This is a genomic window from Streptomyces sp. NPDC104761 (assembly GCF_055583445.1).
The window spans coordinates 1-26,252 of sequence record NZ_JBVJNZ010000018.1 but is presented as its reverse complement, the minus strand read 5'-3'; the positions used below and the strand labels follow the sequence as shown (position 1 = coordinate 26,252).

Sequence of the window (26,252 nt, the reverse complement as noted above, 5' to 3'; positions counted from 1 at the left end):
CTTGGACGCCCGCCGCCCGCCGGCCGAACGATGGAAACCCGACCCCCTCTCTCGAAGGAGCACCCACCATGCGGGTATTCGTCACCGGCGGCAGCGGCTTCATCGGCTCCGCCGTCATCCCCGAACTCCTCGGCGCGGGCCACCGGGTCCTCGCCCTCGCCCGCTCGGAGAAGTCGGCGGAGGCCCTGCGGGCGGCGGGCGCCGAAGTGCACCGCGGCAGCCTCGACGAACCCGGGGACCTGGCCCGTGCGGCGGCCGGTACCGACGGAGTGATCCACCTCGCCTTCAACCACGACGACTTCCCCGACCTCACCCGCGCGGCGGAGACCGACCTGCGGGTGATCGAGGCGGTCGGCACCGCGCTGGAGGGCTCGGACCGGCCCTTCGTGGTCACGTCGGGAACCATGATGCTCGCCTCGATCGACGGGGTGGCGACGGAGGAGGACACCCCGGTGGCGGGCACCTACCGCGCCGACCCCGACCTCGCGGCGCTCGCCCTGGCCGAGCGCGGCGTGCGCAGCGCGGTGGTGCGGTTGGCCCCCTCCGTGCACGGCCGCGGCGACCAGGGCTTCGTGCCCCGGCTGATCGACGTCGCCCGGGGGAAGGGCGTCGCCGCGTACGTCGGCGACGGCACCAACCGCTGGCCGGCCGTCCACCGCCTGGACGCGGCCCGCCTGTTCCGCCTGGCCCTGGAGTCCGCTCCGGCCGGCACCGGCCTGCACGGCGCGGCCGACGAGGGCATCCCCTTCAAGGACATCGCGGCGGTGATCGGCAGCGGCCTCGGCGTCCCGGTGCGGAGCATCCCGGCGGACGAGGCCCAGGCGCACTTCGGCTGGCTGGCCGCGGTGGCGGCCGTCGACAACGCGACGTCGAGCGAACGGACCAGGAACCTCCTCGGCTGGAAGCCGGAACAGCCGGGCCTGATCGCGGACCTGGAGGAGGGGCACTACTTCGGCGCCCCGTAGGGAGCGCTGGGGGTACCCCCGGCCGAAGGCTGGGGGAGGAACCGAGCGACCGGCTCCCACGGCCCCGCGGACGTCAACGGCGCACAAGCAGCCCGTCCAAGAACCCGTTACCGAAGACCCGGTGCGGATCAAGGCGGTCGAGCGTGTCGACCGCCGCATCCCACACCGCACCGCCGAACGACTCCGGAATCCTCGTCCCGAGTACCTCTTCGTCACTCCACACACCCGACTCCGTATAACCCCACCCCTTCGACCACTCGACCCGCGTCCCCTCGAACCTCTCGAAGAGGAACCCCTCCAGCTCCCGCAGGAACGCCTCCGCATGAGGCGTCCCCGGCAGGGTCAGCACATCCAGCCACACCGCGGTGTCGGCCCCCTCCCGGGGCCGCACCGCCGACAGCGACGGCACCTGCGCCCCCGCCATCCCCGCGTCGGACGCCTCGTCCAGCCCCGTCACCCGGATCTCCACCGACCCGTTCACCGGGAACCGCCCCGACGCGGCGTACGCGGTGAGCCGTTCCCGGTAGAACGAGGTGAACTCGTGCACCACCCGCTGCACCTCGGCCCGCCGCGTCGGCACCGCGTACCCGTTCGCGCCGACCCGCAGGGTGGTCGGCCTGATGTACAGCAGCGTGTTCTTCGACGCCCCCCAGATGTCCGAGGACAGCGTCGCCGTCAACCCCAGCGTCGTCACGTCCAGTTGCGCGTTCCCGAGCACCGGCGCCAGATACCAGGCGGCGTCGGACACCATCCGCCCCACCAGGTCGGCGACCACGGCCGGCACGTTGTCGGAGAAGGGGTAGTTGTACGGCGAGGTGACGTGCCGCGAGGTGAGCGGCCTGACCGGGGCGACGCTCCACTCCTTCAGCCACGGGTACTCGGTGAAGGCGAACCAGATGGCCTCCACCCGCCCGGACCGCCGGAGGAAGCCGTCCAGGGTCCGGCCGCCTGAGCCGGGTGCGGCGAACAGCTCGGCGGCCAGGATGTCGGTACGGCTGACGCACCGCAGACTGCTGTTCGCGCCCACCCGCAGCACGACCTCGGTGACCAGCGCGCGGCCCAGATGCGTCAGCAGCGCCGCGCACTCCGCCTCGTCGCGCCGGAACGTCCGCAGGACGTACGCTCCGGCGTTCCCGTCCCACACCACCGCCGTCAGCGACAGCACCAGGTTGCTCAGCGAGCCGTAGGTGTGCCCGGGCACCGGTTCCTCGCCGTCGGCCGGTACGGCGGTGCCGTGCGCGTCGATCGCGAGCGCGCCGCCGAGCGTCAGATCACCCGGCGCGGGCGCGGCGGTGAGCCCGAGGCCATGGCCTTCCAGGAAGGTGAGCAGCGCCTCCAGGGTGACCCCGGTACCCGCCCGGACCGCCGCGTCGGAGTCCAGGGAGAGCCCGGTGAGACGGCTCGTGGTGTCCACGAGCAGAACCCGGTCGCCGGCAGCGGTCCCCTCCGTGATCGTCAGGGGCGACCAGCCGTGCGAGGAGCCACGCGCGCGTACCCGCCACCCGTTGCGCCAGGCCCAGTCGACGACCGCGAGCACCTGACCGGCGTCGGCCGGGGCACAGGCCCACAGCCCGTCGGCGGTGATCTCGCCGACCCAGTTGCGGTACGCGGAGCGGTACGGCACCACCTCCGCCGGGAAGCCGGGCAGCTCGGCGGCGGCCACGGCCGGATCGGCGGCGAGCAGGACCGGAACGGCGGCGAGCGCGGCTGCGGACCGAAGGAAGCCCCGACGGCTCCAGCCGTCCGTGGACGGCGAGTTGTTCGGTGAACGGTCAACCATGTCGTCACGCTAGGCGCTGGTTGACACACCTCCGTTTTCCGTCCACGACAATCACCCGTGTGAGTGAAGGATTCACGGGTGGCCGGGGGTGCACCGGCCCGTGACACCGTTGTCGGCGGCGGATGACACACTGGCGCCATGGACGAACGCGTAATCGGCAGGTCGGGGCAGCGGGCATCGGTCGTCGGCCTCGGCACATGGCAGCTCGGCGCCGACTGGGGCGAGGTGGACGACAAGGAGGCCCTCGCCGTTCTGGAGACGGCGGCCGAGTCGGGGGTGACCTTCTTCGACACCGCCGACGTGTACGGCGACGGGCGCAGCGAGCAGACCATCGCCGCCTTCCTGCGCGGCAGGCCGGACCTGGACGTGCTGGTGGCCACCAAGATGGGCCGCCGGGCCGAGCAGGTCCCGGAGAACTACGTCCTGGACAACTTCCGCGCGTGGAACGACCGGTCGCGACGCAACCTCGGCGTGGACCGCCTGGACCTGGTGCAGCTGCACTGCCCGCCGACCCCGGTCTACTCCTCGGACGCGGTCTACGACGCCCTCGACACCCTGGTCGAGGAGGAGCGCATCGCCGCCTACGGCGTCAGCGTCGAGACCAGCACGGAGGCCCTCACCGCGATCGCCCGCCCGGGCGTGGCCAGCGTGCAGATCATCCTCAACCCGTTCCGCATGAAGCCGCTGTACGAGGTGCTCCCCGCCGCCCGGGAGGCCGGCGTCGGCATCATCGCGCGGGTACCGCTCGCCTCCGGGCTGCTGTCCGGCAAGTACACCAAGGACACCGTCTTCGCGGCCGACGACCACCGCACCTACAACCGGCACGGCGAGGCCTTCGACCAGGGCGAGACCTTCTCCGGCGTGGACTACGCCACGGGCGTCGAGGCCGCCGCCGAGTTCGCCGCCCTCGCCCCCGACGGGTACACCCCGGCCCAGCTCGCCCTGCGCTGGATCATCGACCAGCCCGGCGTGACCACGGTCATCCCGGGCGCCCGCAACCCGGAGCAGGCCCGCGCCAACGCGGCCGCCGCCGGACTCCCGCAGCTGCCTTCGCAGACGGCCGCGGCGATCCGCGAGCTGTACGACCGCCGGATCAAGGAGCAGGTGGAGAGCCGCTGGTAGTACCGGTACGGGCCGGAGCGGCCGCCCTGTCGCCTCCGGTCCGTACCGTTTGGGGGACCGGCCGGGCGGTTAACCGTAGTCCATGACAGACCAGGAGCGGCGGACCGGGCGCGACGAGACGGAGGAGGAGCGCGCCGACCGGATGTGGGGCGAGCTCATCCAGGAGGTGCGCGTCGCCCAGACCGGGGTGCAGATCCTCTTCGGGTTCCTGCTCACCGTGGTCTTCCAGCAGAAGTACGCCCAGCTCTCCGACGTGGACAAGACGATCTACATCGTGACCGTCGTCCTGGGCGCGTCCGCCACGGGCGCCCTCATCGGGCCGGTGTCGCTGCACCGGCTGGTCGCCGGCCGCAAGGTGAAGCCGCGGGCGGTGCGGTTGGCGTCCCGGCTCACCTCGATCGGCCTCTTCCTGCTGCTGGCCACCATGACCGCCTCCCTGGTGCTGATCCTCCGGGTGGCCACCGGCGGCAGCCAGGTGACCTGGGCGGTGGCGGCCGTCGTCGTCTGGTACCTCCTGTGCTGGTACGGACTGCCGCTGTGGGCCCGGCACCGCCACACGACGCGCTGAGCAGGGCACGCCAGGCCGGGCACTGAGCAGGGCACGTGCGCCGCGCACGCCCGCTCAGCCGGTGGCGAGGATCTCCGCCAGGAGGTCGTCCACCGGGACCTCTTCGCGGCCGGGCGGCACGGCCAGGTAGGTGTCGCTCAGGAAGGAGGCCAGCGCGGGCGCCCACGCGAACACCACCGCGTGGTGGCGGCTGCCGCCGGACAGCGGGTCGCCGAGGAAATCCATGCGCACTTCCCTCCAGCGCCCCTGCCGTACGGGACGCAGCCGGACGTCCCCCATACCGACCGGCTCTCTCAGCCCGTCGTTCAGCATCTCGCGGTCCAGCCGCCACCGGGCGAGTACACGGCCGTCCAGGGTGAACAGCGCGGTGACGGCGAACGGGTCACCGGGGTCGTACGACAGATGGGCGAGGACGGGACAACGGCCCGTCCCGTCCGTCCGGAGCTGTACGACCAGGGTCCTGTGCACGACGGGGTTCACGCGAGTGGCCTCCGAGAACGATCGGCTTGGTGCCCTCTAGTACCCCTCTCACGGGAAAAACGCTCAATCCGGAGCGGAATTGCCCTCCGGGTCCTACGAGGCCCGTGTGCCCGCCGCGTCCTGCGTGCCCTTCGTGCCGCGCAGTGCCGCCAGGCAGGAGCCGATGGCCTGCTGGAGGTCCTCCAGGCGCTGGACCATGTCGTCCTCGTAGAAGTCCTGGGCGTCGTCGAAGGTCAGCTCCTCGAACGCCCTGGTCGCCTTCTGGAGGCTGGTGTAGAACTTGGTGCGCTTCTCCTGGACCCGCAGCTCCGGGTCGGCCTCCACCGCCTCCACGACGAGGTTCTTCATGGTGTCGTAGGCCTCGGTCGCCCACTCGCCGGAGTCCTCGTCCTCGTCGAGTTCGTCGAGGAGCGAGAGATGGCGCTCGGCCTCCTGGCGCAGCTCCGTCGGCGCGTCGACGGTCTGCCCGGCCGGGGTCTTGATCTGGCCGGACTCGGCGATCTGGCGCACGTAGCCGATCCGGTCGGCCGAGCGGCTCTCGGTGGCGACGGCCTTCTTCAGGTCGGCGGTGCGGACCACGTCCCTGGCGAGCACGGTCTGCAGGTCGGGGTCCTCCTTGATGCGGTCGAGGAGGGCCGCGCGGGCGGCACGGGCGGTGGACGGGTCGGCGAGGATCGCGGCGCGCAGCGCGGTGGGGTTCTCGGCGACCTCCAGGGCCTTGGTGGGCCTGATGCCCTCGGCCTCGGCGGCCTTGGCGATCGCCGTGCCGCGCTCGGAGGCGGCACCGTTGCGGGAGACGTAGTAGTCCAGCCAGACGTCCGAGTCGGGGAGTTGCACCTCCTGACCCGGTGCGAGGGCCTCGAAGTGCGGGACCAGGCCGTCGTCGGCGGCCCTGTCCCAGGCCTTGTAGTAGCGCATGACGCGCTCCGCGGAGCAGCCCGCCAGCTCGGCGAACTCCTTCGCCGACACCTTCGGCGTCCCGTCCGCGCCCTGTCCTCCCGGCCGCACGCTCCGCGCCACCATCAGACCGAACGCCCAGCCGCCGGTCCGCACGTACGCGCCGAACTCGCGGGCGTCCCGCGCCACCAGATCGGAGAGGTCAGCCGGGGTCGCACCGGACGTCTCGGACGGGTCGATCGCCAGGGTCACGGAGGACACTCCTGAAGGCTGCCGAACTGCATGGATACCGAAAGGCAGCCTATATCGACCCATGGGCCGGGGTTTGCCGGACCGTCGAAGATCAGCCGAGGGCCTCGCGAAGCGCCGGCAGCAGCGTCCCGCGGGACCAGTCCAGGTACCCAGGCTGCGACTCGCCGCCGATCTGCACCAGGGCGATCTCCCCGAACCCGGCCTCCGCGTACGGCCGTACGGCCTCGACGAAGTCGTCCGGGTCGTCCCCGCACGGAATGGACGCGGCGACGTCGTCCTGGGTGACGAACTGCGTCGCGGACTCGAAGGAGTCGGGGTGCGGCAGTTCGGAGTTCACCTTCCAGCCGCTGCCGAACCAGCGGAACTGGGCGTGCGCGCGCTTCACCGCCGTGTCCCGGTCGGGGTCCCAGCACACCGGCAGCTGGCCGACCCGGGGTTTGCCCGACCCGCCGTGCCGGTCGAAGGCCTCGAGGAGGGACGCCTTCGGCTCGGTGGCGATGACCAGGTCGGCGAGGTGCCCGGCGACCGTGCAGGACTGTTCCCCGGAGACCGCGATGCCGATCGGCGGCGGCTCGTCCGGCAGGTCCCACAGGCGGGCGGACTCCACGTCGAAGTGGGTGCCCCGGTGGTTGACGTGGCCGCCGGCGAACAGCGCCCTGATGATCTCCACCGCCTCTTCCAGCATCTCGTGCCGTACGTCCACCGACGGCCAGCCGCCGCCCACCACGTGCTCGTTGAGGTTCTCGCCCGCGCCGAGGCCGAGCCGGAACCGCCCCCCGGACAACAGCTGCACGGTCGCCGCCTTCTGCGCCACGACCGCCGGGTGGTAGCGGAACGTCGGGCAGGTCACGTACGTCATCAGCGGGATACGCTCGGTGGCCTGGGCGGCGGCACCGAGCACGCTCCACACGTACGGCGAGTGCCCTTGCGAGCGCAACCACGGAAAGTAGTGGTCCGAGGCCACCGAGAAGTCGAAGCCCGCCTCCTCGGCCCCCACCAGATGGTCCACGAGATCACGTGGACCGGCCTGCTCGGTCATCATCGTGTATCCGATTTGCACCATAGTTGCCGGGTCCCCGGCAGGGCGGCCGGAAAACGGATCAGCTCGCGGGGATGCGGAACGTCGCCAGGAAGGTCTTCAGGGCGAGCTGGTCCGGGGCGTCGTCCCAGGCGGCGGCCGGGGCCGTGATGCGCAGCGAGAAGCTGCGGCCGCCGCCGAGCAGGAATCCGCGGCCGAAGGTGTGCACCCGGTCGGCACCCGTGCCGGACAGCCACTCCATGTCCGCGGCCCTGTGGCCCTGGTAGGTGGTCGCCTCGATCTCGCCGACGCGTTGGTAGCCGGCCAGCTTCTCCAGTCCCGGCTCCACGTCGTCCCGCCAGATCGCGACCGGGTCCGGGCCCGCCTGGGTGCTGTAGGTGACCGCCAGGGTGCGCGGGTCGTCGCCGCCCGGGCCGAAGGTGACGCGGTAGGCGACGTCGTCCCGGGCGGTGTCGAGACGCTTCCAGCCCTGCGGGAGCGCCACGGAGAATCCCTCCGGGGCGGCGTAGCGTCGGAAACCGGCCGGCAGGGCACCCGCCGAGGTGGACGCGGAGGCGGATGCTGAGGCGGAGAGGGACGCCGACGCGGAGGCGGACGGGGTGGCGGAGGCGGACGCCGTCCGCGAGGGGGACGGGCCGGGGACGTTCCCGTCCGTGCGGTTGGCCGGGCCGCCGGCCGTCGCGGAGGCGCTCGGGGCCGGGCCCGCCGAGGAGGCGCCGGGCAGGCCCTGGGTCGCGGCCAGCACCGCGACCGACACGGTGACCACGGCCAGTGCGGTTCCGCCGATCATGGTGGTCCTGCTCCACCCGGAGGACCGGGCCGCCACATAGGCGCCGCGCAACCGGGAGACGGGCGCGGGCTGCGCGACCGTGTCGGGGTCCTCTTCCAGGACACGTGTCAGTGCCTGACGCACCACTGCCCGGCCCAGTCGCTCCCGGGAGTTCTTCCGCAGCAGCCCCTGCACCACCTGGGTCAGCGGGCCGGCCCGCAGCGGGGTGCGCAACGGCAGCCGGTCCACGCCCTTGAGGGTGGCCTCCGCCCTGCCCCGGTCCCGGAACGGCGGCCGCCCCTCGACCATCGTGTAGAGGATCGCGCCGAGCGCCCACAGGTCGGCGGCGGGGCCGATGCGCTCGTCGCGGGCCTGCTCCGGCGAGGCGTAGGACGGCGCGGTGACCCGGGGTGACAGCGTCGCCCCGGCCAGGCCGAACCCGGTGACGACCACCGGGCCCCGGTCGCGGACGAAGATCTGCCCGGGGCTGAGCTCGCCGTGGGTGTAGCCGTCGGCGTGCGCGGCCTCCAGCACGTCGAGCACTTCAAGGCCGATGCGCGCGGCCCGTACGTAGGTGAACGTGGACTGCTGGGCGAGCAGTTCACTGAGCGGCGTGCCGTCGATCACCTCCGTCACCGTCCACAGCGCGCCCGCCTCCTCGAAGGCGTCGATCACCATGGCGACCCGGCCCGGCCGCAGCGCGCTCATCACCTCGGAGGAGCGCAGGATGCGGGCGGTGGCCCGGCGGACGGTGTCCTCGGGGGGCACTTCGGGAAACGCGATCTCGGTCACCAGACGCGGTCGCTCGGCCTGCACGTCCTCCGCGTACCAGCTGACGCGGTTCGGCTCGCGGTCGGCGACCTCGAGGAGCCGGTACCTTCCGGCGACCAACTCTTGTGCGGAGACATGCGCCTTGACCATCGTCATCCCTCGCTGAAACCCCTGCCTCGTCCTTGACCAGAGGTACGCGGGACCGGCCCGGGTTTGTTCAAAGAATCTGCAACTCGGGCACCGTTCTTGCCTTTTATTCAAGTGGCCGCACCGGCCGGACACTTGAGGAAAACAGCGAATGACCGGGCTTCGACCTGCGGGTAACCGACGGTAAAAGCCCGGCTGCGGTCGGCGGTCAGCCCAGCCCGAAGCGCTCCGTCCATCCCGCGATCTCCTGGTGTGTCACATTGCCCCCGCACACCACGAGCCCGATCCGCGCTCCGGCGCCGACCCGGTCGAGCACCTGCCGGGCGGCGGGCAGCAGACAGCCGGCGGCCGGTTCGGTCCACACCTTGGCGTGCTCCGCGAAGTCCAGGCTGCCCCGCACCGCCTCCCGGTCCGGCACCACCAGCACCTCCTCCACCAGCGCCGCCGCGTGGTCGTAGGTCAGCCGGGACACGGACGGCGCGCTGAGCGTCGTCACGATCGACGAGACCGCGACCGGCAGCGGACGGCCCGCCGCGAGCGCCTCGGACATCGCCTGCGCGCCCGCCGTCTCCACGCCCCACACCCGCACCCCGGGCCGACGGGCCCGCAGGGCCGCCGCGACGCCCGCGATCAGGCCCCCGCCGCCGATGCTGACGATCACGTCCGTCAGGTCGTCCGCGTCCTCGGCGAGTTCCAGACCCACCGTGCCCTGCCCGGCGATCACCACCGGGTCGTCGAAGGGGTGGACCAGGGTGAGCCCCTCGTCCCGCAGGCGCGGCACCAGCTCGAACGCCGACTCCATGCCGTCGGTGAGCCGCACCGACGCCCCGGCGGCCTCGGCCAGGCGGATCGACCGTGCGGGCGCCGTCCGCGGCATCACCACGGTCGCCTTCACGTCGAGGGCCGCGGCCATCACCGCGAGGGCGATGCCGTGGTTGCCGCCGCTGACCGCCACCACGCCGGCCGCCCGCTCGGCCTCGCTCAGGGAGAGCAGCTTGGCCGCGGCACCGCGCGCCTTGAAGGAGCCGGTGCGCTGGAGGAGTTCGAGCTTGGCGGTGACCGGGACGCCGAGCAGCTCCGAAAGGCCCGGGCTGGGCACGGTGGGGGTGCGTACGACGTGTCCTTCGACGAGCCGGGCCGCGGCTTCGATGTCCGCGATGCCGATGATGCCGTTCAAGGCGGTTCACCTTTCCGGCGCGGGGCGAGGGTCCGCGCCGTTCGCACCCTCACCCGGCCGGACCGCCCTGGTCAACCCGGCCCGGCCGCCGCGGCCGGGCCACTCGGACCAGGGCACCCGGGCGTCAGTGCTGCTGCGCCTTCTGCGGGGTCGCCTCGCTCGGCCGGACCACGACGTGGCCCTGGCCCTGGAGCATCAGCTGCACCGTTTCGCCGGAACCGCCGCGCAGCATCGAACCGATGGACTGCGAGCGGTGCAGCGAGGTCTGCAGGTGCGCGGTCCAGCCCACCACCGCGTCCGTGTCGACGTACACCGGGGCCTCGGGCGAGACCGGGATCACCAGCGGGTTGCCCTCGCAGATCAGGCCGAGCCTGCCGTGCCCGGAGAACACGCTGTTGAACAGGCCGCCGCCGGCGATGCCGGACCCCTTCACCGTCCTGATCTCGTACGACAGCGTGGCGTCGAAGCACAGCACGTTGCGGCCGTTCACGGTGAACTGGTCGCCCGGCTCGATCTCCACGATGAAACAGTTCTGCGCCTCGTGCGCGAACCAGGCCTCGCCCCGGCCCTGCACGGACATCAGCGGCAGCCCCTCGCCGGTGACCGCGCGCTTGAGCATGCCGCCCACGCCCTGGCCCTTGCGCTCGAACTTCAGGCCGCCGCGGTGCGCGATCATTGCGCCCTGGCGGGCGTACATCTCGCCGTCGACCGCGTAGCGGAGGCACTTCGCGTTCTCGACCGTCATGCCCGGCTCGGTCGCGGGCGCCACCATGTGCTGAGTTGAAAAGAGATCACCCTTCATGCGGGGCATGGTGTCCCGGACGGACCCGTTCCGCCAAGATCACGGACGGTACCGGTTCAGGCACCGAACAGCTGGGTCCAGTAGGTGCCGGCCCGGCCGCCCCCGGCGAAGCCGATGCCTATGTGGGTGAAGTCCGGTCTGAGGATGTTCGCCCGGTGGCCGGGGCTGTTCATCCAGCCCTCCACCACCTCGGCCGCGGAACGCTGGCCGCAGGCGATGTTCTCCCCGATGGTGCGCCGCCGCGAGCCCGCGGCGGCGGCCCGGTCCCAGGGCTGGGTGCCCTCCGGGGAGGTGTGCGAGTAGAAGTCGCGGGTCGCCATGTCCGTGCTGTACGCCTGCGCGGCCGCCGCGAGCTGCGGATCCACCGCGAGCGGCCGCAGCCCGGCCCGGGTGCGCTCCCGGTTGGTGAGGTCGGCGACCTCGGCGCGGGTTCGGGTCAGTTCGGCCTGGGTGAGGGGTCTGGCCCACAGCGCGGTCCAGTAGGTGTCCCCGTCCCGCGGGCCGCGGGCGTGGGCGAGGCCCGCGTGGGTGAACGCCGGGTCGAGCAGGGTGCGCCGGGCGTCCTCGGTACGCAGGCAGTAGTCGACGAACTCGGCCGGGGTGCGGGGACCGGAGACGAGGTGTTCGCCGACGGTGACATAGGCGAATCCGGTGGCGCTGATCCGCTGGTGGACGGAGACCCCGTCGCTGCCCTCGCCGGCCAGCCGTCCCGCGTCGGCCATCGCCGTGGCGTGGGCGAGGGCGGCGGAGGTGAGCCGGGTGTCCGGGGCCACCGGCGGGCGGCCGGCCCGGGCGCGCGCGGAGTTGACCAGGCCCAGCAGACCGTCCGGATCGGGGAGCGCGGCCGTCGAGGGGCGGGCGGGGGAGGCCGCCGTGCGCTGGGCCGGGATCGCGGCACGGAACCGGGCGGACGGCTGCCGGTCCTCGACCACGTCGACCCCGAAGTCCCGGGCGAGCCCGGCCAGTCCGTCCGCGTACCCCTGGCCGATCGCGCGCAGCTTCCAGCCGGTGCCGCGGCGGTATATCTCGGAGAGCAGCAGCAGGGTCTCCGTCTGCGGGCGCGGCGGCGCGAAGCGGGCCACCGTGCGGCCGAGGCGGTCGGTCACGTGCAGGGTGGCGGCGGGCAGCCGGCCGAGCGGGGTGCCGGGCTCGGCGGCGGTGACCGTGAGAGTGACGCGCTGGGCGCCGGCCCGCAGCAGGCCCGGCTCGACGGTCAGCGTGTCACCGCGCAGCCGGACGCCGGGCGCGTCCGGCTGGTTGTAGAAGACGAAGTCGGCGTCGCCGCCGACCTTGCCGCTCTCGTCGGTGATCAGCGCCGACACGTCGAAGGGGCCGGGCACCCGCAGCGTCAGCGCGCCGCCCGGAAGGGGCAGATTGCCCCCGGGGACCAGCTCGCTCATCGCGCCGCCTCTACGCGGTCAGGGGCCGAACGTCGCGCCCGGTGGGGGAGTCGCCGGTTGAACGTCCGGCCCGGGCGCGAGGTTCCCTCCGGGAGCCGTGGCGCTACTGCTCCCGCGGCACGGCCGGTGCCACGTCCTCGTGCTCCAGCGGCACGGCCGCGCTCCGCGGGGACCTCTGCTTGCCGCAGAACGCCGGCTCCAGGGTGGCCGCCAGGGCGTTGAGCACGTCGGAGCTGTTGGAGGCGTTGGCGAGCGCGGTGACGCTGCGCTTGCCGTCCTTGCTGGTGAAGGCGTAGGTGTAGTAGCCCTGCACGGCACCCGTGTGGCCGTACACCGAGACCCCGCAGGACAGGTCGCGGCGGCGCAGCCCGAGGCCGTAGGAGGTGTTGGAGTTGACGCGGGTGAAGCGCTCCATCTCCGCGAGGCGGGCGGCCGACGTCAGCTTGCCGCGCACCAGCGCCGAGTAGAACGTGTCGAGGTCGCGTGCGCTGGAGATGATGGCGCCCGCGCTCTGTGCCCAGGAGACCGTCTGCTCCGTGGCGTCGACGGGCGCGGCGCCCGCCCGGTCCGCGGTGAGGTAGCCGCTGGCGTGCTGCCCCGGGATCTTCGTGTCGGGGTGGACGTAGAAGGTGTCGTTCAGCTTCAGGGGCTTGAAGATGCGGTTCTCGTACTCCGTGCGCACGCTGTGCCCGGTGAGCTTCTCGATCAGCATGCCGGCGACCACGAAGTTGGTGTTGGAGTACGAGTAGGCGGCGCCCGGCGCGTTGGTGCGCGCCTTCTTCAGGGACAGGTCCACCAGCTGGCGGTAGGTGAAGACCTTGTTGCGCACGGCCTCGAAGCCGGACACGCTGTCGGCGAACATGTCGTTGGTGTAGTCGTACAGGCCGCTGCGGTGGCTCAGCACGTGCCGCACCGTGATGCGGTCGTCCGGCAGCAGCCCCGGCAGGTAGCGGTTGACCGGCGCGTCCAGGGCGAGCCTGCCCTCGTCCACCAGCTGCAGCAGGACCACCGCCGAGAACGTCTTGGTGACGCTGCCCACCCGGAAGCGGTCGGAGGTGGTGAGGGCCCGCCGGCTCCCGCGGTCGGCGACACCCTGCGAGGACCGGTAGACCTGGGTGCCGTCGTCGATGCGGGCCATGGCGCCGGGCGCGCCCTTCGCGACCACCGAGCGCAGCACCGCGGAAAGGCCCGCGGTGTCGGGCGCCGGGAGGGTGGCGGCCGTCCGGGCCTTCGCCGCCGTCTTCAGGGGCGCCGCCTGGGCGGGGACCGCGAGCAGCGACAGCGTCACCGCCCCCAGCACCGCACTTCTGCACACCATTGCCGAGACCATTCGGACCTGTTCCTCTCTGAGCTGTCTCCGATGCGAGATGAGTCACAACCGGCTCGGGGAACCCTCTCGCATCCCGTCACATCTCCACAGCCGACGCACAGTTGGTCACTCACTGATCACCGTGCGGTGCGGTTTCGCCAAGTATTGCCATGAAAAGCAAGAAAAGCGACGAAGTGCGCTTTACATGGACATGATTCGTCCGGAAGGGTTGCGGCCCGGGGCCCGACCAGCCCCCTCGGCGCTCAACGGCGCCCTGCCGCAAGGCGGTTGATGACCACGGCCGCCTTCGAACGAAGGAACCCTGATCAGTGCGTAGTGCGCACATACGCAGCGTGGCGGTCGCCGTCGCCGTGACGACGGCCGCCACGGGCCTGGCCGGTACGGCCTTCGCCGGTCCCGCGACGGGGGAACGACAGCCGGCCGCGGCGGCCTCCGCCACGACGGCCGCGCAGGTGACGGCGGCCGCCCGGACCGCGGCTTTCGCCCATGCCGCGGCGACCGGTGTCGGCGCGGGCGACGAGCTCCAGCCGCAGGACGTGATGATCGACCCCGAAGGGGCGCGCCATGTCCGCTTCGTCCGCACCCACCGGGGGATGCCGGTGCTCGGCGGCGACCTCGTCGTCCACCTTTCCCGCCGGTTGGCCTACACCGGCGTCACCCGGGCGGCCGACCACACGGTCCGGCCCGCCACCGAGGCGAAGCTGACCGCCCGCCAGGCCGAGGAGAAGGCCGCCGCGACCGCCGACGGCGACGCCGGCACCGCCCGGCTCGTGGTGGACGCCCGCGACGGCGCCGCCGCCCTCGCCTACCAGGTGTCCGTCGACGGCGCGAGCGGCTCCAGCACGGTCGTCGTCGACGCCCTCACCGGCAGGGTGCGCAGCAACACTCCGGACAGCGACGAGTTCCTCTCGCCCCGGCTGCTGGACACCCTCCGCCGCCAGGGCGAAACCCTCGACCCGGCGACCGGCACCGGACTGCAAGCACAGGCACTTGCCGGCGCGTCCGCCTCCGCCGCCCGGTATCCGGCGACCGCCCACGGCTATGGCCGGTCCCTCTTCGTCGGCAAGGTCCCGCTCACCACCACGCAGACCGCCCGCAGGAGCTTCCTGCTCAAGGACCCCACCCGCTACGGCACCGAGACCCGGGACGCCAAGGGCAAGGAGACCGAGAGCTTCGGCCAGGGCACCAAGTTCACCAGCACCACCGACAGCTGGGGCAACGGCACCACCAGCAGCCGGGGCAGCGCCGCCGCCGACGCCCAGTACGGCATCACCGAGACCCTGGACTTCTACCGGAAGACCTTCGGCCGCAAGGGCATCGCGAACAACTCCAAGCCCGCCCGCGCCATGGTCCACTGGGGCAAGAAGGTCGGCAACGCCTTCTGGGACTCCACCTGCGGCTGCATGCTGTACGGCGACGGGGACGGCGACGAGATCAAGAAGCCGCTGGTCGTCCTCGACGTCACCGGCCACGAGCTGACCCACGGCGTGGTGGACGCCACCGCCAAGCTCGAACCGACCTACGTCGACAACCACGGCAACCAGTTCGGCGAGCCGGGCGCGCTGAACGAGTCGCTGGCCGACATCTTCGGCTCCGGCGTGGAGTTCTTCGCCGACAACCCGAAGAACCCGCCGAACTACCTGCTGGGCGAGAAGCTGGGCCTGCGCCAGAAGTTCCTGCGCCGCCTCGACCACCCCTCGCTCGACCGCCTCGAAGGCACCGTCGACTACTGGTCGCCCGAGGTGGCGAACGCCGAGGTGCACGCCGGCTCCGGCGTCTCCTCGCACGCCTTCTACCTGCTCGCCGAGGGCAGCGGCCGCAAGAAGATCGGCGCCACCACCTACGACTCGCCGACCTACGACGGGTCCACGGTCACCGGCATCGGCCGCGCCAAGGCCACGGCGATCTTCTACCGGGCCCTGACCCGGTACATGGTCTCCTCGACCGACTTCCACGACGCGCGCATCGCGACGCTGAAGGCGGCCGGTGACCTCTACGGCGCGAGCAGCATCGAGTACCGCACCGTCGACCAGGCCTGGGCCGCGGTCGACGTCACCGAGGCCGACACGCCGGGCGCTCGTCACTGACGAGTGCGACACGCCGTCGGGTCCGGGTGCCCTGCCGGGGGGGGCTGGGCACCCGGACCCGCGCCCGCCCGGACCCGCGGCTACCTGGTCGGAGCGAACACGCGCTGCGCCGCGACCGCCGCGCCGCCGCGCGCCCACTCCTCGAACGGCAGGGGGCGGACCAGGAGGTCGCAGTCCACCGCGGCGCCGAAGGCGTGGTCCACGAACGCCTGCCGGATGTGGTCCGCGAACAGGTCGTAGGAGGCCACGCCCTCGCCGGAGATGATGATGCGTTCCGGTCCGATGAGGTTGGCGACACAGGCCAGGGCCAGGCCCACGGCGTGACCGGCCCGGGCGAAGACCGCGCGGACGGTGGGGTCCCCGGCATGTGCGAGGCGCACCGCGTCGTCCATGGTCAGCTTCGGGTCCCCGGTGGCCTGCCGGGCCTGCTCGGCGATGGCGTGGGTGGAGGCGACCGCCTCGATGCAACCGGTGTTGCCGCAGGTGCAGATCCGTTCGACGCCGGTCACCGGCAGATGGCCGATCTCGCCCGCCACGCCGTGCGCGCCGGAGACCACCCGGCCGCCGATGGAGAGTCCGGCGCCGATGCCCGCGCCGACCGTGACCAGCGCGAAGATCGACACGCCGACACCGGCGCCGTACCACTGCTCGGCCACGGTCAGGGCGCGCACGTCGTTCTCGATGACCGTGGGGGTGCCGGTGGCCTCCTCGACGAGCTGGGCCAGCGGCACCCGGCGCCAGTTCAGGAAGGGCGAGTACTGGACGGTCCCCAGCCTGCTGTCCACATCGCCCGAGATGGTGACCCCGATGCCGTGCAGGGCGTCCTCGCCCGCCAGGTCCGCCGCCACCCGCAGCCGGTCCACAAGGCGGGCGACGGCCAGCACCACCGTCCCCACGTCCCGCGAGTCCAGCGCCACCCGGTGGGAGGCCAGTGGCCTCGCGGTCAGGTCGGCCAGGACACCGATGAGTTCCTCCCCGGTGACCTTCACGCCGGCGAACAGCGCGCGTCCGGGCCGCACCTCGACCAGCGTCGCCGGACGGCCGTTCGTGCGCTCCGTGGTGGGCCGGCCGCCTTCGGTGATCCAGTCGTCGGCCATCAGCGAGGCGGCCGCCTTGGTGACGGCGCCCGGCGTCAGTCCGGTCCGCCGTCCGAGCTCGGCGCGGCTCAGCGGCCCGTGCTGGAGCAGGGTCTGGAAGACGAGTGCGGCCGCGGGTGGCTGGTCGGCGAGGGTCATGGGACGACATTACCTTTCCTTAGGAAAGTAATTCAAGGGCCAAACATCCGCTCTCTCGGCCGGAAACCCGCAGGTCATACGCGGGTGACTGGCTGAAACCCGGGTGCTGTTTCCCTAAAGGTCGGAGTTCTCTGCCCCGCGGACTATGTTGACGTTGGAAGGAAACTGCGCCTACATTCGCCGCACTCCTCGTCGGGACGGTCAGGCACCGGTGAGGAGCGTGGCCCCCACCCACGTGCCCGTTGGTCCCAGCGAACCCCTCGGTGAAGTCCCGGGACGACCACACCGAGAGGCTCCCCGCACCACCACACCTCAGGCGGAAGCCCGCCTGCAGCCGCGCCCAGACGGAGTACATCCATGGCTCGTCCAGCTCTGCCCGCACGTCTGAGAACCATCACCTGCCTCTCCGCGCTCCTGGCGGCACTCGTCGTGCCCGCCTCGGCGCGGGCCGCGACCACCGCGGACGCCTCGGGGGTCCCGGCATCCGGCGCCACGGCCTCGCCCGCCGTGGCCGCCAAGCCGTACATGGGCTACAGCACCTGGAGCGTCGAATCCACCAACTTCGGCGGCTACGGCGGTGACTGGCTCACCGAGTCGCACGTCCTCCAGCAGGCCGGCGTGCTCTCCTCGAAGCTGAAGTCCCACGGCTACGACTACGTCAACGTCGACGCCGGCTGGAACGACCCCAAGGGCGACGCCTACGCCCGGCCGACCCCGAACCTGACCAAGTTCCCGCACGGCATGAAGTACCTTGCGAACCAACTCCACAGCAAGGGACTGAAGTTCGGCCTCTACCTGGCGGTGGGCCTCTACCAGCAGGCGTACAACGACGGCAGGACGCCCATCTACGACGCCCCCGGCTGCACCACCAAGGACATCGTCTACCCGGATCTGCGCAAGACCAGCGGCTGGGACGACGTCTCCTACCAGCTGAACTTCTCCAGCCCCTGCACCACCAAGTACATCCAGTCCGAGGCCGACCAGCTCGCCTCCTGGGGCGTGGACTTCCTCAAGATCGACGGCGTGGGCCCCGGCTCCAACCAGGGCGACGACGCGCACAACAACGTCCCCGACATCCAGGCCTGGCACACGGCGCTGAAGAACACCGGGCGCCCCATCGAGTTCGTGCTGTCCTGGTCGCTCAGCCACAACCAGGCCGACGTCTGGAAGGCCAACTCCAACGGCTGGCGCATCGACACGGACGTCGAGTGCTACTGCGACACGCTGGTCACGTGGAACAACTCCGTGAAGGCGCGCTGGAACGACGTCGTGCCGTGGATCGACGACGCGGGACCGGGCCACTGGAACAACCTCGACTCGCTCGACGTGGGCTCCGACGTCATGGACGGCATCAACCACACCGAGCGCCAGAGCTACATGACGCTGTGGGCCATCGAGTCCGCGCCGCTGTACATCGGTGACGACCTCACCAAGCTGGACAAGTACGGCCTGAAGCTGCTCACCAACGACGAGGTCATCGCGGTCGACCAGGCCGGCACCCCCGCCAGGCCGGTCAGCCAGCGGACCCCGCAGCAGACCTGGTACACCCGCAACGCCGACGGCAGCTACACCGTCGCCCTGTTCAACCTGGGCAAGGGCTACTCCGACGTGACCGCCGACTTCAGCGACCTCGGCATCAGCGGCAAGGCCGGGATCCGCGACCTGTGGAGCCACAAGAACCTCGGCTCGGTCAGCGGCAGGTTCACCGCCAACCTGGCCCCGCACGGCTCCCGCCTGCTGCGCGTCACGCCCGCCGCCACCGGCACGCACCCCGGCGTCCCGCTGAACGTGCACGGCACCGCCTCGACCGCCGACAGCGTCTCGCTCGCCTGGAGCAAGGTGAACACCGGTACGAGGACCACCGGTTACGACGTCTACGCGAACGGCAGCAGGGCGGCCACCGTCACCGGTACCTCCGCCGTCGTCAGCGGCCTCAAGGCCGGCACCGGCTACTCCTTCACCGTGGTCGCCCATGACGCCAAGGGCCACAGGTCCCCGGCGAGCAAGGCGGTCCCCGTCACCACACCCGCGGCCGGCGGACCGGTCTCCTACGAGGCCGAGGCCTCCGCGAACACGCTCACCGGCAACGCCTCCGTCAACGACTGCTCCGCGTGCTCGGGCGGCAAGAAGGTCGGCAACCTGGGCGGCACCGGAACCGTGGCGGTCAACCACGTCACCGCACCCCGGGACGGCACCTACCTGATGAAGCTCGACTACACCGACGGCTCCACCGGCCGCACGATGATCATCACCACCGGTGGCACCTCCTTCCAGCAGTTCCTGCCGGGCAGCAACGACAACAACTGGGGCCGGCCGAGCTCGATCACGGTGCCCGTCCAGCTGAAGGCCGGCGACAACACGATCACCTTCGGCAACGCCTCGGACTACGCCTCCGACGTGGACCGGATCGTCCTCTGACGCTCCGTCCGACCCTGCCCCCTATCTACGTTCCACCTGCCTGACATCCGAGGAGAGTGCCGTGGTGGTCACATCACAGGGCAAGCCCGAGCGGCCGGCCGCACCACCGTCAGCCGCGGTGACCACCACGGCCACCGCCTCCGGCCCGGCCCCGCACGTCCACACGACCCGCACGCCCCGCAGGCCGGGCCGCTCCACACCGACCCGGTCCGCGGCGGCCCGCCGCCGCGACCTGCCGGTCGCCCTCCTGCTGATCATTCCCTCCGTCGTCGGGTTCGCGGTCTTCTACGCCTACCCGACCCTGCGCGGCATCTATCTCAGCTTCACCGACTTCCACGTCCTCACCCCACCGAACTGGGTGGGTCTGGCCAACTTCCACGAGATGTTCGGCGACGACGTCTTCTGGCACTCGCTGCTCGTCACCGTCTACTTCGTGATCCTGGCGGTCGTCTTCGGCACCCTGGCCTCGCTGGTGACCGCGGTGGTGCTGCACCGGGTGACCAGGTCGTCGACGCTGCGCGGCGTCATCCTGCTGCCGTTCCTGATCTCCAACGTCATCGCCGCCCTGGTCTGGCAGTGGATGCTCGACCCGTCCCTCGGTGTCATCAGCCTCGTCCTCCAGCACCTGACGGGCCACTCCATCCTCTTCTTCGGCAGCAGCGGCTGGGCCATCCCCTCCCTCGCCGCGATCAGCATCTGGAAGTGGATGGGCTACTACTCCCTGCTGATCTTCGCCGGCCTGCAGACCATCCCGGCCACCATCTACGAGGCCGGCCGGGTCGACGGCGCCAGTGAAGTGCAGATGTTCCGCCGGCTGACGGTGCCGCTGCTGCGGCCGATCCTGGTCATGGTCGTCGTCCTCACGGTGATCAACTCCTTCCAGGTGTTCGACATCGTGCAGGTCACCACCCAGGGCGGCCCGGCCAACGCCTCGAACGTCCTGCAGATGTACATCTACAGCAAGGCGTTCCGGCAGTTCGACTTCGGCTACGCCGCCACCCTCTCGCTGGCCCTGTTCGCCCTGCTCATCACGGTCACCTTCACCCAGCTGCGGCTCGCCCGCGCGAGCGAATCCGACCTGAGCTGAAGGAGCCCGTCATGGCAGTCACCCTCGCCCCCGGCCGGACGGCCACCGCACAGCCCCGGTCCCCGAAGAGACCGCGACGCCTCTCGCCCGGCCGGATCGTCGCCTGGACCTACCTCGGCGTCGTCGTCCTCGTCACGCTCTTCCCGTTCTACTGGATCCTGCGCACCGCGCTGTCCAACAACTACAAGCTGGCGACACACCCCTCCTCGCCGCTGCCGGTCGGCTTCACCTGGGGCGCCTTCGAGCGCGTCCTCGGCATCGCCTCCACCGCCGAGGCCCAGGCCCAGGGCGGCTCGGGCGCCACCATCGACATCGCGCTCTACCTGCGCAACTCACTGATCTACGCGTCCGTGCAGACGGTGCTGATCGTGCTGTTCTCCGCGGCCGGCGCCTACGCGTTCTCCCGGCTGCACTGGCGCGGCCGCAACCTGGTCTTCAACATCCTCATCACCGCGCTGATGGTGCCCAGCGTCTTCACGCTGCTGCCCAACTTCGTCTTCGTCAAAGACCTCGGACTGACCAACACCTTCGCCGGACTGATCCTGCCCGGAGCCCTCTTCCAGGCGTTCACGCTGTTCTTCCTGCGGCAGTTCATGCTCGGCCTGAGCACCGAGGTCGAGGAGGCCGCCATCCTCGACGGCGCCGGACCGCTGCGGATCTTCTTCCGGATCATCCTGCCGATGTCGTCCGCCCCGATCGCGACCGTCTCGCTGCTGATGTTCGTCAACGCCTGGAACGACTACTTCTGGCCGCTGCTGATCACCAACAGCCAGGACGTGCAGCCGCTGACCCTCGCGCTCGGCGTCTTCAAGCAGTCCTCGCCGCAGGCCGCCCCCGACTGGGCGGGCCTGATGGCCGCCGCCCTGGTCGCGGCCCTGCCGATGCTGCTGCTGTTCGTCGCGTTCGGCAAGCGCATCGTCAACTCCATCGGCTTCTCCGGCCTCAAGTGACCGCCCGCACACCGCGATTGGACGACACCGTCATGCACTCCAGCGACCTGGTGCTGAGCTGGCCCGCGCCCGCGGCGGGCTGGACCGAGGCCGCTCCCGTCGGCAACGGCAGGATCGGCGCGATGGTCTTCGGCGGCGCCGGCCGGTCCCGGATCCAGATCAACGACTCCACCGTCTGGTCCGGCACCCCCGGCGGACCGGCCGCCGCCCTCGCCGCGCTCCGCGCCCAGGGGGCCGGCCCGCAGCGGCTCGAAGAGGTCCGCGCGGCGCTCCGCGCCGGCGACCAGGACACGGCCGAGTCCCTGCTCATGACCTTCGAGGGGCCCTACACCCAGGAGTACCTGCCGTACGCCGACCTGTACCTGACCGTGCCGGGCGGCGAGCGGGCCGCGTACCACGGCAGGACGCTCGACCTGGACACCGCGGTGGCCGAGGACGGCTTCGCCCTCGACGGGACCGCCGTCCGGCGCCGGGTCTGGGCCGACGCCGTCACCGGCGCCCTGTGCACGACGCTGGACGCGGACGGTGGCACCGTCGACCTGTCCGTCGAACTGGCCACCCCGCTGCGCGAGGTGCAGCGCACGGTCGCCGTCGACGGCATCACCCTCGGCATCGAGATACCGGTGGACGGCGCCCCCGCCCACGAGCCCGAGGTCGCCGAGCCGCTCTCCTACGCGGACGGTCCCGTCGACGGCTACGACCCCTTCGGCGCCCTCGCACTGACCCTGCACACCGACGGCACCACGACCCTGGACGACGAGGGCGGCCTGCTCGTCACCGGCGCCAGCCACGTCCTGCTCACCCTCGCCAGCTCCACCGCCGCCGACCGGCACTGGCGCGGGACCCCGGCCGTCGGCCGCGCCGCCCACCTGGCCACGGCCGGGGCCGTCGCCGCGCGGGCCGCCGCCCAGGGCGCCGACCGCCTCCTCAAGGACCACGAGACCGACGCACGCGGCCTGCTCGGCACCACCAGCCTGCGCATCGGGCCGCGCCGCTGCGGCACCTACGACGTCGCCCGCGACATCCTCGGCGGCGGCGACGAACTCCTCACCGCCACCGTGCTGTTCCAGCTCGGCCGGCACCTGCTGGCCACCGCCTCCCGCCCGCACACCGGGCCGCCGGCCAACCTCCAGGGCATCTGGAACGCCGACCTGCGCCCCGCCTGGTCGTCCAACTACACGATCAACATCAACACCCAGATGAACTACTGGGGCGCCGAGGCGGTCGGCCTCGGTGCCTGCCACGAGCCCCTGTTCGACCTGATCGACCGGATGGCCGCCCAGGGCGCCCAGGTGGCACGGCAGCTGTACGGCGCGCGGGGCTGGGTCGCCCACCACAACACCGACCCGTGGGGATGGGCGCTGCCGGTCGGCATGGGACACGGCAACCCCTCCTGGGCGCTGTGGATGATGGGCGGCGCCTGGCTGTCCCAGCACCTGTGGGACCACTGGGACTTCACCCGCGACCCGGACTTCCTGCGCGAACGGGCCTGGCCGCTGCTCAGCGGATGCGCCGAGTTCCTCCTCGACTGGCTCGTCGACGACGGCACCGGCCACCTGGACACCCTGCCGTCGACCTCCCCGGAGAACCTCTTCCTGGCCGACGGCACCCCGAGGTCCCTGACCCGGTCCGCCACCATGGACCTCGCGCTGATCCGGGCCACCTTCGAACGGACCCTCGAGGCAGCCGGGCTGCTGGGCCTGGACACCGCGCTGACCGGCGAGATACGCGCCGCGCTGCCCCGGCTGCGCCCGCTGCAGGTCTCGGCCGGGGGCCGGCTCCAGGAGTGGGCCGAGGACCACACCGAGGCCGACCCGCACCACCGTCACCTCTCGCACCTGATCGCCGTCCACCCGCTCGGCCTGGTCGACCCCGACACGACCCCCGAACTCGCCGCCGCGGCACGCAGGTCGATGGACCGCCGCGGCCCCGGCGCGATGGGCTGGTCGTGGTCCTGGAAGATCGCCCTGCGGGCCTGGCTGCGCGACGCGGCGACCGCCCGCTCGCTGTTCCTCGAAGCCGCCCGCCCGCTCGACGGCGACTTCGCGGTCGACGCCCCCGTGGACGGCTCCCGCTGGGGAGGCCTGCTCCCCAACCTCTTCTCCACCCACCCGCCGTTCCAGATCGACGGCAACTACGGACTCATGGCCGCCATCGCCGAGATGGTGCTGCAGAGCCACACCGGCACCCTCCACCTGCTGCCCGCCCTGCCCGCGCAGTGGGCCGACGGCGAGGCCCGGGACCTGCGCTGCCGCGGCGGCCTCGCCGTCGACTTCGCCTGGGCCGACGGCGCGCTGACCGGTGCCACCGTGCGCCGGCTCACCGGTGACGCCGCCGAGACCGTGCGGATCCGGCACCGGGACGACGAGACCGAACTGCGGCTCCCGGCCGGCCACCAGATCGAGCTGGACGCCGCGCTGCACCCCCGAGGGGAGCCGGCGCCGTGCTGACCGAACAGGACGTCCCCGAACTCTTCGCCTACCGCAGCGCCTACCGGGAACCGGAGGACTTCGACACCTTCTGGAAGGGCACCCTCGCCGAGACCCGCGCCGAGCGCGAGCCCGTCCTGGAACTCACCGAGGTCCCCACCGGCCTGGAGACGGTCGACGTCTTCGACGCCGAACTGCCCGGCTTCGGCGGCCATCCGGTCCGCGCCTGGCTCCGGATGCCCCGCCACCGCCGCGGACCGCTGCCCGCGGTCGTCCAGTTCCACGGCTACGGCAGCGGGCGCGGCACCCCCCTCGACGACCTGCTCTGGGCGTCCGCCGGATACGCCCACCTGCTGGTCGACGCCCGCGGCCAGGGCGGCGCCTGGGCCGGCGGGGGAGCGACCCCCGACCCGGTCGGCAGCGGCCCCGCCCACCCCGGCTTCCTCACCCGCGGCATCGAGGACAAGGACACCTACGTCTACCGCCGGGTGTTCACCGACGCCGTCCGCGCCGTCGACGCCCTGCGCGGCCGCACCGACCTCGTCGACCCGGACCGGGTCGCCCTCGTCGGCCCGAGCCAGGGCGGCGGCATCGCCCTCGCGGTGGCCGGACTCGTGCCCGGACTGGCCGCCGCCCACTTCCAGGCGCCGTTCCTCTGCGACATCCGGCAGGCCACCCGGCTCACCTCCGCCGAGCCCTACGCCGAGATCATCGGGTACCTGACCGCCCGCCGGGACCGGGTGGAGCAGACCTTCGGCACCCTCGGCTACTTCGACGGCCTCGCCTTCGCCCGCCGCGCGAGCGCCCCGGCCTGGTTCTCCGCCGGACTGCGCGACGAGGTGTGCCCGCCGGTCACCGCGATCGCCGCGTACCACGCCTACGCCGGCCCCAAGGAGCTGCGGCTGTGGGAGTTCAACGGCCACGACGCCGGCGGACCCGACGACCTGGCCGTCGCCCTCGGCGCGTTCGGCGCGCTCCTCAAGACGTCGTCCCACCCCGCGGTGCTGCCGTCCCCAGCACCCACCGCGTCCTCCCGAAAGAAGGAACAACGATGAGAAGAAACACGAGAGTCCGCAGGACGGTCGCGCTGGGCGCCACACTCACCCTGGCCGCCGTGCTCTCCGCCTGCTCGAACGGCTCGTCCTCCGCCGGCGGCTCCAAGACCGTCAACTGGTGGACCTGGGACGACAAGCAGGCCGCCGCGTACAAGGTCTGTGCCACGGACTTCGAGAAGGCCAACCCCGGCACCACGGTGAAGATCACGCAGTACAACGTCAACGACTACTTCACCAAGCTGACCGCCGGGTTCGTGGCCGGTACCGCGCCCGACGCCTTCCAGAACAGCGTCCAGTTCTTCCAGGCGTACGCCTCACAGCACCAGTTGCTCGCGATGGACGACTACATCGCCAAGGACAAGTTCGACCTGTCCCGGTTCTCCGTCGGCGTGGACGCCTGGAAGTACACCGACGGCAAGCAGTACGCCCTGCCGCTGGACTGGGCGGCGTCCGGCGTCTACTTCAACGAGGACGCCGTCAAGAAAGCGGGGTACACCGACCAGGACGTCAAGTCGCTGAACTGGAACCCGGACAACGGCGGCACGCTGGGCAAGATGATCGCCCACCTGACGATCGACACCAAGGGACGCCGCGGCGACGAGAAGGGCTTCGACAAGTCCCACATCAGGACCTACGGCTACGGGCAGGTCGCGTCGAAGGACTTCATCGGCCAGTTCACCTGGAACCCGCTGGTCAGCACCACGGGCTGGCGGCTGGGCGACAAGACCACCTGGCCGACGGTGTTCAACTACGCCGACCCACGGTTCGTGAAGACCATGGACTGGATCCGCTCCCTGACCGACAAGGGTTACGCGCCCAGGATCGGGCAGTTCAACGACAGCGTCAGCGACGTCGACCTGCTCTCCTCCGGCAAGGTCGCCATGGAGACCGGCGGTTCGTGGGAGGCCTCGACCTTCGTGAAGATCCCCGGCGTCAAGGTCGGGATCGCGCCCACCCCGTACGGCCCCGACGGCAAGACCAGGTCCGTGCTCAGCAACTCCAACGGGAACAACATCTGGGCCGGCACCAAGAACCCCGACCTGGCCTGGAAGTGGGTCTCGTACATGGGCAGCGAGGCCTGCCAGTCGAAGGCCTCCCTGACCGGCACCTTCTTCCCGTCGATCCCGGCGTCCATGGACGCCTCGGCCAAGGCGCTGGCCAAGACGGGCGTGGACCTGTCCGTCTTCACGGACATGATCAAGGACAAGGTCCTCTACCCGTCCCCGGTCTACGGCAACGGCGCCGCCCTCCAGGACGCGTTCCAGCCGCTGTTCCAGGCCTACTTCGCCGGCCAGAAGAACGACTCCGTCTTCACCGACATGCAGAACCAGAGCAAGACGCTGCTCGCCAAGAAGTGACCCTGCCCCCGCACAACCCCGTCCGTCCGCCGGACGGGCCCGCCTGAACCGGGCCCGGGGGGGGGGGGGGGGGGGGGGGGGGAGGGGTGGGGGGGGGGGGGGGGCGGGAGAGGGCGCCGCTAGGTTGGTGGTCG

Annotated in this window: 20 protein-coding genes; 10 read left to right on the top strand and 10 right to left on the bottom strand. The window is 71.7% G+C overall.

Annotation, left to right across the window (positions count from 1 at the left end; translation table 11 throughout):
• Positions 1–68: 68 nt before the first annotated feature.
• Positions 69–965: an SDR family oxidoreductase gene (locus tag ACZ63F_RS36250; RefSeq protein WP_469717742.1), complete on the top strand. Its 897-nt coding sequence runs from the start codon at positions 69–71 to the stop codon at positions 963–965.
• A 73-nt stretch (positions 966–1,038) separates the two neighbouring features.
• Here the strand turns inward: ACZ63F_RS36250 and ACZ63F_RS36245 are convergent, their stop codons facing one another.
• Positions 1,039–2,745, bottom strand: coding sequence for a cholesterol oxidase substrate-binding domain-containing protein (locus ACZ63F_RS36245; RefSeq protein ID WP_469717740.1), 1,707 nt, complete (start codon positions 2,743–2,745; stop codon positions 1,039–1,041).
• A 138-nt stretch (positions 2,746–2,883) separates the two neighbouring features.
• Between ACZ63F_RS36245 and ACZ63F_RS36240 the strand changes: the two genes are divergently transcribed.
• Together ACZ63F_RS36240 and ACZ63F_RS36235 are read left to right on the top strand one after the other, a co-directional pair.
• The gene (locus ACZ63F_RS36240; RefSeq protein ID WP_469717738.1) at positions 2,884–3,867 is read left to right on the top strand and encodes an aldo/keto reductase; all 984 of its coding nucleotides are present in this window, start codon (positions 2,884–2,886) and stop codon (positions 3,865–3,867) included.
• A gap of 82 nt (positions 3,868–3,949) precedes the next feature.
• Positions 3,950–4,435, top strand: coding sequence for a DUF6328 family protein (locus ACZ63F_RS36235; protein WP_469717735.1), 486 nt, complete (start codon positions 3,950–3,952; stop codon positions 4,433–4,435).
• Between the two features lie 54 nt (positions 4,436–4,489).
• Here ACZ63F_RS36235 and ACZ63F_RS36230 read toward each other — a convergent pair whose 3' ends face one another.
• The 8 genes from ACZ63F_RS36230 to ACZ63F_RS36195 form a co-directional block, all read right to left on the bottom strand.
• The gene (locus ACZ63F_RS36230) at positions 4,490–4,915 is read right to left on the bottom strand and encodes an SsgA family sporulation/cell division regulator (protein ID WP_469717734.1); all 426 of its coding nucleotides are present in this window, start codon (positions 4,913–4,915) and stop codon (positions 4,490–4,492) included.
• Between the two features lie 93 nt (positions 4,916–5,008).
• Positions 5,009–6,064, bottom strand: coding sequence for a hypothetical protein (locus ACZ63F_RS36225; protein ID WP_469717732.1), 1,056 nt, complete (start codon positions 6,062–6,064; stop codon positions 5,009–5,011).
• Between the two features lie 91 nt (positions 6,065–6,155).
• Positions 6,156–7,127 (bottom strand): LLM class F420-dependent oxidoreductase, encoded by a 972-nt coding sequence (locus ACZ63F_RS36220; protein WP_469717731.1) that lies wholly within the window; start codon positions 7,125–7,127, stop codon positions 6,156–6,158.
• Between the two features lie 37 nt (positions 7,128–7,164).
• On the bottom strand, positions 7,165–8,799 hold the full coding sequence (locus tag ACZ63F_RS36215; RefSeq protein WP_469717730.1) for a serine/threonine protein kinase: 1,635 nt from the start codon (positions 8,797–8,799) through the stop codon (positions 7,165–7,167).
• A gap of 199 nt (positions 8,800–8,998) precedes the next feature.
• The gene (locus ACZ63F_RS36210) at positions 8,999–9,958 is read right to left on the bottom strand and encodes a threonine/serine dehydratase (protein ID WP_469717933.1); all 960 of its coding nucleotides are present in this window, start codon (positions 9,956–9,958) and stop codon (positions 8,999–9,001) included.
• 133 nt (positions 9,959–10,091) lie between these two features.
• On the bottom strand, positions 10,092–10,769 hold the full coding sequence (locus tag ACZ63F_RS36205; protein ID WP_469717728.1) for an AIM24 family protein: 678 nt from the start codon (positions 10,767–10,769) through the stop codon (positions 10,092–10,094).
• Positions 10,770–10,825: 56 nt separating this feature from the next.
• Positions 10,826–12,169 (bottom strand): CAP domain-containing protein, encoded by a 1,344-nt coding sequence (locus ACZ63F_RS36200; RefSeq protein WP_469717727.1) that lies wholly within the window; start codon positions 12,167–12,169, stop codon positions 10,826–10,828.
• A gap of 103 nt (positions 12,170–12,272) precedes the next feature.
• Positions 12,273–13,499, bottom strand: coding sequence for a serine hydrolase domain-containing protein (locus tag ACZ63F_RS36195; RefSeq protein WP_469717725.1), 1,227 nt, complete (start codon positions 13,497–13,499; stop codon positions 12,273–12,275).
• 308 nt (positions 13,500–13,807) lie between these two features.
• Between ACZ63F_RS36195 and ACZ63F_RS36190 the strand changes: the two genes are divergently transcribed.
• Positions 13,808–15,586: a M4 family metallopeptidase gene (locus ACZ63F_RS36190; protein ID WP_469717723.1), complete on the top strand. Its 1,779-nt coding sequence runs from the start codon at positions 13,808–13,810 to the stop codon at positions 15,584–15,586.
• 80 nt (positions 15,587–15,666) lie between these two features.
• Here the strand turns inward: ACZ63F_RS36190 and ACZ63F_RS36185 are convergent, their stop codons facing one another.
• A complete protein-coding gene (locus tag ACZ63F_RS36185; protein ID WP_469717722.1) occupies positions 15,667–16,821 on the bottom strand; it encodes an ROK family transcriptional regulator in 1,155 nt (384 codons plus the stop codon).
• Between the two features lie 357 nt (positions 16,822–17,178).
• On the opposite strand from ACZ63F_RS36185, the gene ACZ63F_RS36180 reads away from it, so the two are divergent.
• The 6 genes from ACZ63F_RS36180 to ACZ63F_RS36155 all read left to right on the top strand — a co-directional run bounded on the left by ACZ63F_RS36180 (position 17,179) and on the right by ACZ63F_RS36155 (position 26,118).
• Positions 17,179–19,239, top strand: a complete 2,061-nt coding sequence (locus ACZ63F_RS36180; protein ID WP_469717720.1) for a fibronectin type III domain-containing protein — start codon at positions 17,179–17,181, stop codon at positions 19,237–19,239.
• A gap of 61 nt (positions 19,240–19,300) precedes the next feature.
• A complete protein-coding gene (locus tag ACZ63F_RS36175) occupies positions 19,301–20,326 on the top strand; it encodes a carbohydrate ABC transporter permease (RefSeq protein ID WP_469717718.1) in 1,026 nt (341 codons plus the stop codon).
• Positions 20,327–20,337: 11 nt separating this feature from the next.
• Positions 20,338–21,276, top strand: a complete 939-nt coding sequence (locus ACZ63F_RS36170) for a carbohydrate ABC transporter permease (RefSeq protein ID WP_469717715.1) — start codon at positions 20,338–20,340, stop codon at positions 21,274–21,276.
• A 32-nt stretch (positions 21,277–21,308) separates the two neighbouring features.
• A complete protein-coding gene (locus tag ACZ63F_RS36165; protein WP_469717713.1) occupies positions 21,309–23,726 on the top strand; it encodes a glycosyl hydrolase family 95 catalytic domain-containing protein in 2,418 nt (805 codons plus the stop codon).
• The gene (locus ACZ63F_RS36160) at positions 23,720–24,760 is read left to right on the top strand and encodes an acetylxylan esterase (RefSeq protein WP_469717709.1); all 1,041 of its coding nucleotides are present in this window, start codon (positions 23,720–23,722) and stop codon (positions 24,758–24,760) included. Before ACZ63F_RS36165 ends, ACZ63F_RS36160 begins: the two co-directional genes overlap by 7 nt.
• The gene (locus tag ACZ63F_RS36155; protein WP_469717707.1) at positions 24,757–26,118 is read left to right on the top strand and encodes an ABC transporter substrate-binding protein; all 1,362 of its coding nucleotides are present in this window, start codon (positions 24,757–24,759) and stop codon (positions 26,116–26,118) included. The genes ACZ63F_RS36160 and ACZ63F_RS36155 overlap by 4 nt, the downstream gene beginning before the upstream one ends.
• Positions 26,119–26,252: the final 134 nt, after the last annotated feature.